The organism is gamma proteobacterium symbiont of Scutellera amethystina (assembly GCF_059730845.1).
Window position 1 is genome coordinate 3,716,905 of sequence record NZ_AP035935.1, and the last position, 15,070, is coordinate 3,731,974.

A 15,070-nucleotide genomic window follows, 5' to 3' on the forward strand; every position below is an offset into this window, starting at 1 on the left:
TCTAGGTAACTGGTGAAATCACTTTAATCAGAATCAGAATCAGAATCAGAATCAGAATCAGAAGTTTGTGCGGTATTTTAATAAAAAAAATAACAGAAGGGTAATTCCTTGTCCGTCATCTAACAAAGTTATTTCCTCAAAGGAGAATAAAAGTGTTTTTGTGTAATGAAAGCAAAAAAAACACTTAATGTTTATAAAATTGCATTAAATGAAATTCATTCCTGATGTGTTTGACAAATACATATCATCCATTGCAGGTCCCGACAGCAACACAGGTAAAAATAGTAAGGCTGCCCTGAATCGTTTGAAGTCATTTAATGAAGCTCTTAATCGATGCGCTCATTTTTATCAGTTTGGAATTTTTGACCTATAATCTTTGAAGATGATGGGCGTGTACTCACACTCTCGCCAGCAGATACGGTTATATATCCTACCTGATCAAACGCAGGGCATAATAATGCAATCAAATTAACAGGGTTATTATTTCAGATGTGTCGCCACATTATGAAAGAACCTGCGCAAATGAGGAGTTGGTTTTCTTGTAAATTAAGAAGAACTAAATAACCTCAGGTAGGATGAAAAAGCGAAAACTTCACCGCTTACAGGTGAATATGTCATTATTTCAGATGCATCTCACATATTCACGTTCGGTAAGAAGACTGTCTTGGCAAAGAGAGGTCTACAGGCATACTCCCCTTCATGTCAACTTCACGCCGCACTACAGGTTGAGCCAAACCTTTTTGACTTTATACTGAGCGGTCATAGTCAACCATAGAATCAGTCTCTTGATGTTCAAAAATTTGCCAGCCCTACTGAAATTTAGTAACCTGGTACCATGCTGTTGAAAGGCTGTTTTAAACTCTACTGCCAGGATTAACAAAGTCAGAGGAACCATCATCATGAGTGGTAAAAATGGGTTCGATGCTGAAGACTTAAGCACCACACTGGCTCGTTTTGCGAGTAAACGTCGTCGTAACATCGTTTATGATGAAGCAAAGCTGAAACATAAAGCGCCAGAACCTGTCGCGCTCTCTAGTGCAACGCACGATTGTGGAACAACCATTCTAAAAAGTGTGGCGACTAATTCAGAAAAAAACCAAGAAGAATACAAATCTTCATTGAAGTATAGTTGGGAAAAAGAAGGATTTTTCAGGCACAAAGATGGTTTTAATTAAGCGGTGGGTAATTCTTACCACCGCTTTTGAGGTGCGCAATTGATTAAAATTGCCTACTTTAAAGCCCCTTTAGCCCCGCTAATAGCCGTTTTTTGTGCTGTCTTGCCTGCTTCCGATCCTGCATCCATTGGCATCTTAGCAGCATCGCTTAAATGACTTGCCATCGAACCTATTCGAGCACCAGCCCATCCCAGCATTCCCACCCAGAAAGCTGGAAACACTACATACATCATCCCCAGTACCAAATTCATGATCCAGCCGTCGTTAGTTGAGCTGATGAAATTCGCAAATGGGACAGAACTGCTGGCGAGCCCCTGTTGTGCCATATTATCGTAAAGGATGGTGATCATACGGTCATCGAGCCAGCCGGCCAGCTCCCACCAGAAGGTGATGAACTGCAGTGCAAATAATGCAAATGATATGGTAACCACTGTTTTGGGCTCGTAAGCACTGAACATCATCAGCACCGGTATCACAGTGATAATCATCATCTGCAGAAGCGTCTGAATCATCGGAAGTGCCTGTTTTAGCGCATCGAAGCCAGGAAGTGCTTCTGCCTGCTTAAGGCCAACACCTATTGTCGAAGTCAGACGAGTTATGTTACCTACTACGCCGGTTACGTTATCAGCACTACCCACAGCATAAGTCGTTCCGTCACCTGACAGACCTGCATTTCGGGGACTGACCAGCCATCGCAGTGCAACTTCCTCCCACTGAGCCCCCGGAAATGAACGCTGCATCTCCTTTCGCGTGTTGTCTCCAAAGCTTGCCAGCACCCGTTTACGCAACCCGGACGAGCCGTCAGACCACCACGTTTTACAGGTGGGATAGCCGCCCTGTCCGGTGTCCGGATAGCCGCTGTCGCGGGAGCTGTTATAGGGCCACTGGCTCCTCGGGGTGGTGGCGGTGTAGTAATCGTAATAGCCCAACGTATTCAGGAAGTAGTCGCTGCCAATCCAGCCTACCGAGTTAATGGTGGCATCGCTGAGCTGACTGTTGCTGTTCTTGAGCCGGAAATAGGCCCTTGAATAACACTGATCTGCAAAGTCCTGGACCTCCTGCAGCAATACCGGGTCACGCAGCTTCGTGTTCTGCACATCAAAGCGCATCTGGCGCAGTTGCGTGCCGCAGGGAATGGACGCAATCATGGCCTGGGTGGTGCCCTTAGACATCATATGCAGCAGATACCACCAGATGGGCACCTGGGCGGTACGACCGTCAAAGTCATTGACTAAACCGCTGTAGCCCGAGTTCTGCGGCGTGGGTACGCTGATGCCACACTGCTTTGCCCGGGAACTGTCGAATTTGATGGTGCTGATATCTACTGGCAGCAGCGGGATGCAGCAAAAAAGCATCACCACAAATGAAACATAAATGGCATGCTCAATGCGCGGGAGCGCCAGTAATCCTTTATTCCCTTCGTCTGCACCTTCCTCACGCACCTTGAGCCACACGCCCATGACCTTAAAAACCAGCGGCAGCGCGAAGAGCCCTGTGCTGCTGAGAATGGTCCACATGGCATTGTTCATCACCCAGCCAAAGAGGACCAGAAAATATTCCAGGTAACTGTTTGCTGTCATGATCTTCCCCTTATGCCGTGCCGGTCCAGGCCACACACTCCGTGGCCAGAATAAACAGCACCCCGAGCAGCTCGGTGCGCGGCAGGCGGGCACGAGCCTCCGGCCACCGCTTCAGAAGCTGCGGGCGGATCTTCAGGCCCCAGGCTGCAGCGATGCCGGCATACATCACAAGTCGCCAGGCAAACAGCCCCCACCGGCTCTCATGCAGCCAGCGGCGTGTCAGCTGGCCGTCCGGGTCATACGCAATAAAGACCGAAGCCAGCGCAAACATGGCCACGGTTACCAGCAGTAAGGGGAGAAGCATGAGTAATATGCGGCCCGCACGGCCGCGAACAGAGGAGAGTGTCATATCAGTTTGCTCCGGAAGACTGCGTCTGGTTCATCTGGCTGAAGCCCTGATCCTGATTGCCGGCTTTCTGCTGCAGCTGGTTATCCTGGTTACGCTCTCCCTGACGCGCCAGCGTGGTCAGCAGGCTGTTGTTGCTGATGGATTTGCGCAACTCCATCTCGTTACGCAGGGCGCTGAGCTCGCGGTCAAGCGCATCAATGCGGCGGTCGCCTTCAGCAAGCGCCTCGGGTTGCTCAGCGGCGTTTGGCTCGGATTCTCCGGTGGTCAGCATGCGCCGCATGGTCAGTGCTGTTTCCACGGTGTCAGCCATCGCCAGCTCGCCGGCCAGGCGCTGAACCAGCGCGACCTTGTCCGGGTCATCGCGTAGTGACTGAATAACGCCGCGCGTTACAACCAGGCTGCCGGTTTTAAGCGCCGCCAGGTTATCGGCCGTTGGCTGCAGTTCACCGCCGACCAGTTTACCCAGCTGTTCCAGATTGGCTTTGGTAGCATCTTCAAGCACGGGCGAGAATCCCGTGCCGGCGACAGAACTGCCGGGCTGGTTTTCAGCCCCGCCGCTTGTGCATTCGCTGGTTTCTCTGCAGGTCCGGATCGAACGATCGCCAAGCACCTTAACCACCGCCGCTGCCGCATCATCCGAGGTTTTCCAGCGCTGGCAGACCGTGCCGTTGCAGCTGGCGGAGCCCACGCTGCTGTTGCTGGTCACCGGCAGGCTGTTCATCATGTTATAACCGGCTTTAGCCAGGTCACGGGTCGGCTGAATGGCCTGCTGGCCTTTGCCTCCGCGCTTCTGACCGCCAACCCATGTTACGCCTTCTTCACCGGTGGCCTTCTGCAGCTGCTGGTCGCTGGAGACGGCGTCTCCGCCGCTGGACGCCACAATATCCTTATATTCTTCGGATACAGCAGCCTGCTGCCACTTGCTGCCCAGAGTATAGTCAGCAAGCTTTTTCGACATATTCTGGCAATTGAGTTGCGCTTTATCGAAGTTGAGCCCTGCCTGCAGCACCCCGTTGGTGAGCATTTCATACAGTCCAGGATTAGCACGCTGAATGGCCATTGCCGGCATGCTCATGACCGCGCCGGTCGCGCCCTGAATCACGTTGCCCATAAGGTCCTTGAATCCGCTGGTGATGCCGTTGAGCTGATTGCCTACGGTCGTTTTCAGGTCAAAGTTGCCGCACATGAGGTCACTGCTCCACCCACCGTTCAGCCCCAGCCGGGACATATTGCTGCGGCTCGGTGGCGGTGAGATCACTGAGCCGCCACCAATAGAGTAAAAAAGTCCGTCATTAATCGCGCCGCTCACTGACGCACCGCCGGACGAAAGTGACGTGTCCACAGCCAGTGCCGGCAGGGAGAGAAAGGCGGAGAAGGCTAATGCCGCCAGAGGGCGGTAGAGCCGCTGAGAATACTGCTGTTTCATCTGCTTAGTCCTCAGGAGAAATCGGTGCTGTAAAGGAAGGTCTGGCCACGTCGTTTGCAGCAGCTGTAGGGCTGCCACAGCGCCCAGGCATAGTTGCCGTTTTCAGCTATCTGCCCGCCGGTGTCGGGGAACACTGCGCAGCTCTGCGAGAGCTGGGGAGAGAGACGCTGCCATTTGTGATTTTTTGTGCCGGTATTTTCCTGAACGGGGTCGGGTGGCCAGTAGCCCGGCGAACGCTGCCCGGTGAGTGGGCTGTAGACATGCAGCTGTCCCTGGCGGGTGATAATGTCAGCCACGCGCTGCACCACAACGGCCGCCGACTTGTAGCTGTCGGTCTGAGTGACAAAGCCGCTGCGGGGGTAGACATTCCCCCACATGTTGCCGCTGGCCGTGCTGCCAATCTCACGCTGTCCCGGGATTAACGCCTCCGGGTAGAGCGATTCCGGTACGCCGGTGCGCCAGGCAAGCGCATCGAGGCTGCTTGTGAAGTACGGCATAAAAGGCGTGGCGGCACTGTCACAGGAATACCCCGGCACCATTCCGCCGATGAGTCTGGTAGCTGGATGGCCATACGCATCGCCGTAGTAAAAGTGCAGGTTCTGCTTACGATCGCCGGGCGCCTTCATTTCCTGCCGTCCGCCACCGGTCGCCACACCTGCAGCGCCTCCCAGGAGCGCACTCTCGGTGCCATCAGCCAGGCTGCTGACGGCCGACATCTCCGTCCAGGGATTGGCTCCAGGGCTCAGGTAGGCTGAAACCACGGCTTCCGGAATGAAATGGGTGACCTTCACGGAGGTTTTAACGGAGCAGCCGAAAGGCGTGCAGAACAGCCAGTAACAGATACCGCTGATGCGCCAGCTGATACAGTCAGGACTGGCGGCGCTTGAGAGCAGACTCGCGGTATTGACGCTGGCCATCGTGCCGGTGCAGGCCATTAACGTGGCGAGTGCCAGCCGGCGCGGGCGGGAGAAAGACATTTTCACTGTGCAGACTCCTTCCGGGCGTTCAGCTGCTGCGTGGCCACGCCGACGTCCGTGGTGCCGTAGACCACCCACTTATCGTCAAACACCACTGCGGGGTATTTCTCAAGACCCAGCGACCAGGCGTGCGTGAGGCCAGCATAGGTTCCGGCAAGGTCCTGCTGACGCTGCTTAAACGCAGGCGAACTGATGACAGCCCGCGCCTGCTGTTCAGCCTGCGCCGGGTCTGCCGGCAGCGGGCCGAAGAGATCCGCCTGCAGCCGGTCAGGCGCATCCAGCATAATGACAGTCACGTCAGGCCCGGGGTTACCCGTTACCGGGTGGGCGCTGTCGGTATAAATGACGGTGCCGGCATGGGCGCCGGCGGTTAGGAACAGTGCTGCGAGGCAGCAAAATGAAAATTTCATGGAGAACACTCCCTGAGTGAGTAACCTGCTCAGGGTGCGTTCAATAACAAGGCCGGTCAGTAATTAACTCTGAGCCCGGTGCTGATAATTTATTAACCGGGTGTCCTGGTTGACAGGATGCAGAATTTGCACCCTCCGGCCGGTTGACAAATCCGGTATTCTGCACCGTCAGGCTGGCTCACCGGTGTCGCTGTCGCGCCGCCATTCCAGATAATCCAGCTCATGCATAAATCCGGCCGCCGCCGCATTCCGCTCTATGCTCCATCGCGTTTCGCCTTCCTGCATAAAGGGCAGCCAGTCAGCAGGGATGCTTTTTCCGGGTGGTTGCTCCAGGTCCTGTTCATACAGTTCATCAGCCTCACTGTACGACGGGGCATTTCTGGCATACCACTGGTCACTGTTATCCCTGGCCCGCATGGCCCAGGCCGCCAGTTCTTCCTCTTCTGAAACGGTCATATAAGCAAGAAACGCGACAACCCTGTCATTCAGGTTTTCCTCCGTTGCACCGGGTAAAATAGACAGGTAATGCAATTTACAGGACGCTAGCCACATCTGCTCTTCAGCTTCGGCTTCAGCCGCCCGTTGCTCATCGGTCAGAATGTCGGATACATCATCCTCAGCAGCGTACCAGTCCTCCGTGGCCTGCTGTTCCTGTAACCGTTCTGCCTGATTCTTACGGGCCTGCTCAATGCCGGCGGCCACCGCGCTATCCCAGTCGGACCTTACAGGCGCCGCTGCACCGGCGCCCGTCAGTTGCTGGTTAAGAAAATCAAGCCGTGACATATCTTCCGGGTCCGGCTGTGCACTTACAGCATCACGAATTCCGGCATCACTGATAACGCCGGGGAGTCCTTTTTTCTCCCGGCCGGTGCTGGCACGCTCAGTCAGATAACGCTCTTTCCAGGCTGTTCCGGTTGCGCGTTTACCCTCTGCCTCCAGGCTAGTCGTGTATTTCATCAGCCAGACGTGCATGTAACGCTGGCGAACGGGTGCGCACAGGGTGCTGATATCATGGAAACGCTGATAAAAAGTCTCGTCGTGGCCACAGTCCAGGCTGTCACCCTGGTGTGCCACCTCGTGCTCCGTCAGGCTGAACAGCTGACTGGCAGTCTGCAGCGCATCGGATTTTAGCCGGCGGACGATATCGATGTTGAAGGCAATGTAGGTCTCTCCGTCCGTCCAGGCATCCGCCGACGTGGACTCACCCAGCAAAATTTGAAAGCGCTTCCCCCCGTAAGAACGTGACTGATAACCCGCTTCGCCACCCGAGCAGACAGCAGCATACTGGGTAAGGCACCAGCGCAGCGCTGTCCAAGCCCGTCGCGTTTCCTTATCAAGCTGTTTCTCGCTGACCATCTGCGTGCGGTCGATAAAGTTTGCGCTGAGGGTGTCGAAATCAATAAGTACCAGCTCAGACTGCCAGCCGGAACCCCATCGCCGGTGCCGGGGTAACTGTTCACGGTATGCCATCAGGTTTGCGCGTACGCGGCTCAGACATTCCATAAACTCTTCCGGCTCGTAACAGCCGAAGCGGGGCAGCGTGACAGGATGCAACACTGGCGCGATACCGGCCCGGGCAATGATTTCCCCGCGCGGAACATCGCGAGCATACCGCGCGAGGGTGAAGCAGTTTTTGTCGGTTGCCGCCGGGTAATAGCGGCACTTACGGATGAAGTGCTCAAGCGTGACGTGACGTTTGCCGGGCAGGAGCGTTATGACCTCTTCATCGTGCATCAGCTTCTGCAGGTCGCCCTCTCCGGAAAGCAAAGCGCGGGCGGTTTTCTCCCGACGCGCTTCAGTTTTACGATGTTTCCCCTGATTGTCAGAGAAGGCGGTGGCAAGCTGGCCAAACCGGGCGGCAATTGTTTTCCAGACAGGGCAGGTCTTGCGAAGGATTTCAGTACGCGAGACGTTAAGCGCGATGGGTTTTTTACTGACGATAAGGCCACCCACACCCCAGATGTGACCCGGATCATGACGCACCAGAACGCCCTGATTGTAAACCGACACGGCACCGTCTTCCCGGAGCCGATACCAGGCCTCATCGTCCTCCGCATCCCACTTCTCCAGTGCCGGCTGGCGGGTAATGATGGTGCCGTTGAGGTGCACCGTGACGGGCGTATAGCGCACCAAATCGCGGATTTCCTGAATGCATGACATGCGCTCCTGACTGGTCAGCGGCTCATACCACTCACCAGTGATATGGCAGCCTGGCTCAGCCTCCGCAATTTCTTCCAGGTCATAGTGATAACCCATTTCACGCGTATCAACCGACATCTGCCAGCGCTGCGAGCGCCAGAGTGTACGGGCGTGCGCCATGATCTGGCCCCGGCCCAGACGAAAGCGCCCGTAGGTTGCATCACCTTCCTGATGTGGCGTGCCGAAACGCCCGAAATAGCGCTTTACGTCATCGTATGAGGTAAAACCGCGTCCATCATCCCGGCAGGAGAAGCCCTCCGGGGTTATATCGATTATCACCGCGCCGGCACCGGCGTCGACGCTGTTCATGATGAGTTCAATGACGGCCTTGCCGACAGAACCGGCCTGACTGTATATGATGTGGTGAATAATCTGCGGATCGAGTTCAAAGGGATAGCGCATCAACAGGCTCCTGTTTGTAGACGGAAGTCCATTTTCTGTGAATGCGCTCTGGGTGAAATAAACAACTGTGATTACCATTATGAAAGAATAGATGGCACAGATGAGGCAAGAGTGACCCCGGTGGAGGCCTATGGAACTGAAAGACACTGTAGCAGAATCACTGGAAAGAAGGGGCTTATGGCGACGCGCTGCACGCCGCTGGCTGACCGTGATGGATCAGATTACGGAAGATGCCGAACGCGAGGCCATAGCCCGCCGCAGAGAGCGATGTCTGGATATGGCGGCCAATCTCACGCCTGATGGTCGCAGAAGCGAAACACGGCGTCTGTATAAGATTCAGAGCCGTTTCAGTGATGGATATTGATGCAGGAAAAGTGGAGCTGCCGTAACGACAAAACAAAAGCCTCATCCGTTTGGATAAGGCTTTGACCCGGTGTGAGAGGAATGATTGGACGGGTATATAGATCACACCAGGCAAGTATTTAAATACAAAAACATGTTTGTTTTGTCAATTGTTTTTTTGCATTCACTTGACAACCCGTTTGCATTTTACTTGACCGCGTATTTGCATTTCACTTGGTCATCTCAAACAAAAAAGCAGTCAAAACCCGGCCAGATTAACTGGCAGCTAAGAGCGAGGAACGGAAGTTAGCAGCTACCTTACAGTTGATAGAGAACTTGCTAAGAAGTCACGTATTGTTTTATAGGGGGCAGGCCACACAGGCTTCAAGAAGGGGAGAGCATTTCGGAAGTTTCTAATGATAAAAAGAGCCCTCTGTTGGAGGGCAATTCTCTTATTTAGGCTTTTTTTTCCTAAAGTGTGTTCACTTTACACGCCCATCCCTAAAGACCATTTGCTTATCTCCTGATGAATAGTTTTGAACGATACCTAGAAGTTCTTTGGAGTAATCAATTATTGATGTAACTTTTGCGGGCTTGCGGTACTCATAGCTCAATTTGTATCCTCTAAGCTTAACTCTCAGATCTCCATCGTCAGACTCTAAATAAGAATTATGTAGCTCCTCACTATATGTTCCCTCCCCATACTGCATGTCAGGGATTTTACCAGTCAGTGAGTTAGCCAAGTCATACAGTGAAAATCTAACGCCAGTCACTTCGTTACATATAAAAACTTCATTATTTAGCGTCATACTGAATTTATTATTTATTTTTTCAATATCAAGCTCCGGCTGAGATTCCAACCAAGAAGCATCCACAAAAGGAGAAAAAGACGTAATATTTGGAGGGGATATGGCGATGATGTTCAAATTGATGATTTTTATTAGTGGCGTTCCATCAGGTGCAGTCCAGTCCTCATCAACTCCTTCTCGTATAATAAGAAGATCTACTTTATGCTGATCTGCTTTTCTTTGTGCTCCGCTCTGGTAGCCTGTTTTCGTAGCGTAGATGAGCCTAAGTCCTGGTATGTCTTGTGTCTTGCCAATAAATGCGTCAATTTTATCTATGGTCACTGAAGATGCATAGTCTTTGCATTCGATTACAGTCTTATAATCATAACCACCTAAATTAAACTCCCAATACACATCAAACTGCCTTAAAATCCCGTTTCTATCTTCAATTTTTTTGTTTACTTCCACTTTTATATTTTTTAAATGTGACATCCCTTCAGCATTAATCAAACTTTGCTGTATGGCACCAACAAATTCCTCATACTCCTTTCCAGTGTTTTTTTTCATATCAGCCTCTTAGCTTTAACATTGAAAGTTGTTATCTTTCCACTCTAATATTTAGTTATATCTCGTGCTTTACTTTATTTGCTAAATTATCTTCTATTGCTTCGATTTGACATTGTTTTAATGGATTTTTTCATGGCTTAACTTTATACCGTCAGTGAATTTCTGTCGTTCCTGTAACTTTTACTATAACATTCGAGCCAATATCCAGACAAAGATTCTTTCTTTTTCGGCCTATAGCCACCACTTTGAATGAACGAAAAATATTGCAGTCCATCGATAAGATGATCAGAAAAACCCACGTCCGCTCTTGGCACAAAGCGGACAGACGCTCAGGCCAATGTCCGCTATGAGCGATCAGCAGACATTACTAACAGCATCCTGTATGAATTAACGGGAAGCAGGTCAATGGTAATACCTTACACATTTATCAACCTTCTATAACGGATATTATCGAGTCTAGTTCTTTTATCACTTTCCTCATTTCATCAAGAACAGCTTTATTGAACTTTTCTACATAACTGTCTTTTTCAGTAGTAGAACCATTAAGTTGAGGTTGGAGTAGTTCCTTGCATCCTTTATTAGAATTACATTTCTTTTTTTGGAGGATATCTAAAAGCAATCCCTCCAAGCAAGGGGTAGAACCAATAAGAATAAAGCCCTTTTCGGTGGATTCTTTGACCTTTTTGGGGGGCCAAGCTAGATCGCAATCCATTAGGACCAATACCTCATCAAAGGGAGTACATCGGTTAGTCCCTAAAGCCTGATCTATTACATTAGCAGGACCTTTGCCATTTGCTGTAATAATAGTTATTTTTTTGCCCTTACAATAAAGACTTTTAATATGATGTAAAAAAGCCTTTTCACTATGCCCCTCGCCGACAGCAAGAAGCGTTTCTTTAGCAAATATCTTTCTTTTTTTGGGGGCCATCATATAAACTCTAGAGTGAAATTTCCGGCACACCACCAATGGCACCTGTTATATACTTGCTGTAAAGATTGTCCTGCGCCCTCAAGCCCTCAACTTGGTCGAGCCTCCAACAATCACTTACTGCATCATCTTTCTCAACAACATAAACATTATGCTTCTTTAAGGCCTTCAATACCTCCGGAGAGTGACAGCTAAATATCAACTGCGCATTCTTTTTATTAATACTTTCGTTTGCAAACATGTCGATAATCTCATTAACCATTAATGGGTGAAGATCACTGTCTAGCTCATCTATAAGTGCAACACCACCCCATTCAAAAGCACATACCAAGTCTGACATTATATCGAAGCAAGCTTGTGTACCTGTAGACTCAAGATAGAATGGAATCTCATACTCATTCTCTTTGCATTGATGAACTCCATAAGGGTTGACAATGCTGCTCTTTTCTCCGGTAGTTTTGTTTATAATATCTTCCTCCTTAAGAACAATTGAACTCAAACCAAAATCCATTCTCCTTAGATACTTCAATGCCAGTTGGAATATATAATCATTTTCTTTATAGAATTCAGTTGCATTTATTACCCTTGAGTAATCGAAACTATTTTTTCCATGAATAGTGAGATTGTTATCTATTGTTTTGAAATTATGAATTATTAATTCAGCAAATTTATTTTCTTTTCTCTTGAAATATGACAATGCTGATGAGTTTGCAGGAACAGTCATCAACTCAAATTCAGGAAAAGATAATTCCTTATCAATCTTTTTCGTGCTTTTTACTTTGTACTTATCTAATTTTTCATCATAAATTCTATAAAAAACCGATGAAAACTGCCTACTTGTCTTCCACTTTAACTCTTCATGATATACTTTATGCTTAGAAAGCTTAACATAATACTTGAACTCTATATATCCGCTACCAACTTGATCAATAAAGCAAACCTCTAGCTCTGATGGTTCATCTTCATTACTGAAGTGAGCATAAAAAGGTAGACTTTGCTTGCTTTCAAGTTTAGTAAAAGAATGGTCACAAAACCAACGGAGAAAAGCCAGTGGCTTCAATAAATTAGACTTTCCTGCTCCATTTGCTCCTAGGATTGCAATGACTTTACTGATTCGAGTATTTCCTATTTCTACCTCATAGTGAGATTCACTTGAGTTTGCATGCAGTGTTAGGTCGACAGTTGTTTTATCTAAAAAAGAATAGAAATTCTTAAAACTATACCACTTGATCATAACTCGGCCTACTTAGACATTTTTTTGTTCATCCGGGCTGAGTATTGCATATAACCCAAAAATGTCTAACTTTTTCTTCTATACAGACATCATACGATGTTAAGCATTCATAATCTTCGTATCTTACTGATTTAGCTATATTTTACTTTTAAACTATACCCGATATCATTCGCTTAACCAGAACGATGATCTGCACTCCGTAAACTAACATAGCACGATGTAAGCAAGTTCCGCTTTTGGCACAAAGCGGACAGACGCGGAGCATGGTCCGCTATGAGCGAAGAGTGGACATTTAATGATGACAAATAAATATCAGACATACAGTCCCGGCCACGCACTGGACGTGCGCAGCCTCAGGGCTTTCAGGGCTGCGCGTTCTGGTAAAGATCCCATCGGTTGCCGTAGATGTCCTCAAACACCACCACCATCCCGTACTCCTCCTCCCGCGGCTCCTGGCAGAAGTGGACGCCTTTCTCCTTCATGGCGTTGTAATCGCGCCAGAAGTCATCGGTCTGCAGGAACAGGAAAACCCGTCCGCCACACTGGTTGCCGATAAAGCCTTCCTGCCGCTCGTTTGAAGCGCGGGCCAGGAGAATATTACAGTCGCTTTCCGGGTGCGGCGTCACCACAACCCAGCGCTTGCCAGGCTGCGGCGTATCCTCAACCAGAGTAAAACCCAGCTTGTCGGTGTAGTATTCAATCGCGCGGTCGTAGTCATCGACCACGATCGCCACGTATCCTATACATCGCTTTTGCGTTCTCATTTCTGCTCCGTCAGGTTTCAGGCACAACAGCCCTGACACTCTCTTTTAGCATAAAAGTTTTGCGCTCCGACTGCAGCCAAGGGAGAAAGCTATACAACGCTCTCCAGTAGCTGCTTTGCCTGAAGGTATTCGTAGCTGGTCAGCTCAATCTTGTTATCGCTAAGATCGTTAAAGTACACGGATAAAGATACATCGTGATCGCATACGGTAAACGGGATATTTTTTGCGTTGAGAGCAGGCACAAAACTGAGAAACTCAGCCGCTTCTACAACGAAAGCCACCGTATGGCCGGGATGCTGATTTTTCCTGGGAAACAGGGAAAGTGATGCGCCGTGATTTCTGATAACCAGCGGCCCTCCCTGCTCAAACCAGAAATACAGCGAGTCATCGCGGGAAAAACCAAGAACCTCCTGGTACCAGCGTTCTGCCAGTTTGATGTTCTCCACGTATACGTGTATGTGGTCAATCTTCGTTATCTTCACAGCCGCCTCCCTGATTGTTATTACCAAATAGACTCTCTTAGTCATTTTTGATAAACAACCAACCAAGCACACTACAGCACTCGATTTAACATAAGACTACTGTTGCGAATCGCGCTTATCGCCGCAGCATCTGCCGCAACCGCTTCTGTTGCCAGCGGCTAATCAGCCCGCGAAAAACAAACGTTCTCATACCACGAATAACCAGCAGTGCAAACCAGATCCCCGATACCCACAATGACCATACTCTGGCCGGGGCCGTAAAGTGGTTAAGAACAAGCAGTAGCGCACAAACAACGACAGCGGTAATAACCGACCGGTAAAAACGGCCTTCCTCTGCGAGGTTGCTCTTCGCTTCGGCAATTCTCTGGTCGAGCGCGTTATCGCCATGCGCGTCAGAGCCAGAAAGATCCGCAACGCTCACCTCAAATACAGCTGCAAGGGCGCTCAGTGTTTCCAGGCTGGGTTGATCGCCATTCTCAATACGCTGCACCGTGCGCACACTCAGTCCGGACAGTTCGGCAAGCTGTTCCTGGGACCATGCTCGCGCAAGACGCCGCGATCTAAATTTGTTTGTATTACTCATATTATGTCTCCAAATGGAAAGTGGTCAGCGCACAGTGTTGCTCAGACAATCCTGCACGCCCACGATCATAACCCGACAGTAACCTGACAACGGTCTGACATGCCGGTTTGAGAGTCTTGTATCCCAAACTTCAGGAGCATATACGGTCGGTTTTAACATACGAGTTCATATGCTACTTCCGCTTTTGGCACACTGCTGCCGTTTAGTTCGGGCTTCGTCATAAGATGTGAGCCATACGCCAATTTTAGTTGGCGATGGTCAGGTAATCTGCAAACGGTCGCCAAGTAAAATGCAAATGGGTAGTCAAGTCAGGTGTAATTACGCAGTCAATAAAGTAAGTTTGAAAAGGCTCAACCCGAATGAGTCAAAATAAACGCGGGCTCTATGCCGCCCGCACCCGCAGCCTGCCTGTTTGTCAGATAGCCTGAAACCGCTGCCTGACAAACAGGCAGGGCCGATTTAACTGAACACCTCGCCGTCTGTAACTCTGTCGATCTCCTTCAGCACCCATAACATATCGGTGGCATCCGGCACGCAGATATTCCAGCGCAGGCTGCTTTCGAACTCAGCTTCACCAGGCCACAGCGTGTTACCGGTTACCGTGATGAGAATATCCAGTTTTTTCCCGCCGGCATCCGTCAGATGTACCGCCACGCAGCTGCGGCGCCCAACGCGGTGAGGGAATACTGAAATCAGAACCGGCTTATCAAGCCGACTTGTGATCTGGCGCTGCAGTATTTCCAGTGAGACACTGTCGGACTGACCAATTGATGCCGTCCCCTGCGGTGGCACGGTAAAAATGACAGACGCAATCAGCGCCTTGTCCGCTACGACCACTGGCGGTGCCATAGTCAGTTTTTTCAT

At 50.0% G+C, this 15,070-nt stretch carries 15 protein-coding genes; 2 read left to right on the top strand and 13 right to left on the bottom strand.

All coding sequences use genetic code 11. The annotated features are described in order from the left end of the window. The first annotated feature begins 899 nt into the window (after positions 1–899). Positions 900–1,175, top strand: coding sequence for a hypothetical protein (locus AC6I79_RS17610; RefSeq protein ID WP_498027428.1), 276 nt, complete (start codon positions 900–902; stop codon positions 1,173–1,175). A 53-nt stretch (positions 1,176–1,228) separates the two neighbouring features. On the opposite strand, the gene AC6I79_RS17615 is transcribed toward AC6I79_RS17610, so the two are convergent. The 6 genes from AC6I79_RS17615 to AC6I79_RS17640 all read right to left on the bottom strand — a co-directional run bounded on the left by AC6I79_RS17615 (position 1,229) and on the right by AC6I79_RS17640 (position 8,518). Further along, entirely contained in the window at positions 1,229–2,755 is a 1,527-nt protein-coding gene (locus AC6I79_RS17615; RefSeq protein WP_498027427.1) for a conjugal transfer protein TraG N-terminal domain-containing protein, read from the bottom strand. 10 nt (positions 2,756–2,765) lie between these two features. Next, positions 2,766–3,104 (bottom strand): hypothetical protein, encoded by a 339-nt coding sequence (locus AC6I79_RS17620; RefSeq protein ID WP_498027426.1) that lies wholly within the window; start codon positions 3,102–3,104, stop codon positions 2,766–2,768. A gap of 1 nt (position 3,105) precedes the next feature. Further along, positions 3,106–4,530: an integrating conjugative element protein gene (locus AC6I79_RS17625; protein WP_233209822.1), complete on the bottom strand. Its 1,425-nt coding sequence runs from the start codon at positions 4,528–4,530 to the stop codon at positions 3,106–3,108. 11 nt (positions 4,531–4,541) lie between these two features. Further along, positions 4,542–5,507 (bottom strand): TIGR03756 family integrating conjugative element protein, encoded by a 966-nt coding sequence (locus AC6I79_RS17630; protein ID WP_498027746.1) that lies wholly within the window; start codon positions 5,505–5,507, stop codon positions 4,542–4,544. 2 nt (positions 5,508–5,509) lie between these two features. After that, positions 5,510–5,917 carry a TIGR03757 family integrating conjugative element protein gene (locus AC6I79_RS17635; protein WP_166711441.1) on the bottom strand — a complete coding sequence of 136 codons (408 nt, stop codon included), beginning with the start codon at positions 5,915–5,917 and terminating at the stop codon, positions 5,510–5,512. A 168-nt stretch (positions 5,918–6,085) separates the two neighbouring features. After that, positions 6,086–8,518 carry an ATP-binding protein gene (locus tag AC6I79_RS17640; protein ID WP_498027425.1) on the bottom strand — a complete coding sequence of 811 codons (2,433 nt, stop codon included), beginning with the start codon at positions 8,516–8,518 and terminating at the stop codon, positions 6,086–6,088. Positions 8,519–8,648: 130 nt separating this feature from the next. Here AC6I79_RS17640 and AC6I79_RS17645 point away from each other — a divergent pair, with 130 nt between their 5' ends. Further along, positions 8,649–8,882 carry a PerC family transcriptional regulator gene (locus tag AC6I79_RS17645; protein ID WP_104187964.1) on the top strand — a complete coding sequence of 78 codons (234 nt, stop codon included), beginning with the start codon at positions 8,649–8,651 and terminating at the stop codon, positions 8,880–8,882. 460 nt (positions 8,883–9,342) lie between these two features. Here AC6I79_RS17645 and AC6I79_RS17650 read toward each other — a convergent pair whose 3' ends face one another. From AC6I79_RS17650 to AC6I79_RS17680, 7 genes are all read right to left on the bottom strand, one after another. Further along, on the bottom strand, positions 9,343–10,215 hold the full coding sequence (locus AC6I79_RS17650) for a restriction endonuclease (protein ID WP_166711448.1): 873 nt from the start codon (positions 10,213–10,215) through the stop codon (positions 9,343–9,345). 427 nt (positions 10,216–10,642) lie between these two features. Then, positions 10,643–11,146 (bottom strand): RloB domain-containing protein, encoded by a 504-nt coding sequence (locus tag AC6I79_RS17655; protein WP_264240821.1) that lies wholly within the window; start codon positions 11,144–11,146, stop codon positions 10,643–10,645. A 7-nt stretch (positions 11,147–11,153) separates the two neighbouring features. Further along, positions 11,154–12,377: an AAA family ATPase gene (locus AC6I79_RS17660; protein ID WP_264240820.1), complete on the bottom strand. Its 1,224-nt coding sequence runs from the start codon at positions 12,375–12,377 to the stop codon at positions 11,154–11,156. A 362-nt stretch (positions 12,378–12,739) separates the two neighbouring features. Further along, positions 12,740–13,141, bottom strand: coding sequence for a VOC family protein (locus AC6I79_RS17665; protein WP_278427175.1), 402 nt, complete (start codon positions 13,139–13,141; stop codon positions 12,740–12,742). Positions 13,142–13,230: 89 nt separating this feature from the next. Then, positions 13,231–13,623, bottom strand: coding sequence for a VOC family protein (locus tag AC6I79_RS17670; RefSeq protein ID WP_166711452.1), 393 nt, complete (start codon positions 13,621–13,623; stop codon positions 13,231–13,233). A gap of 115 nt (positions 13,624–13,738) precedes the next feature. After that, the gene (locus AC6I79_RS17675) at positions 13,739–14,206 is read right to left on the bottom strand and encodes a helix-turn-helix domain-containing protein (RefSeq protein WP_498027424.1); all 468 of its coding nucleotides are present in this window, start codon (positions 14,204–14,206) and stop codon (positions 13,739–13,741) included. A gap of 459 nt (positions 14,207–14,665) precedes the next feature. Next, a complete protein-coding gene (locus AC6I79_RS17680) occupies positions 14,666–15,070 on the bottom strand; it encodes a hypothetical protein (RefSeq protein WP_166711456.1) in 405 nt (134 codons plus the stop codon).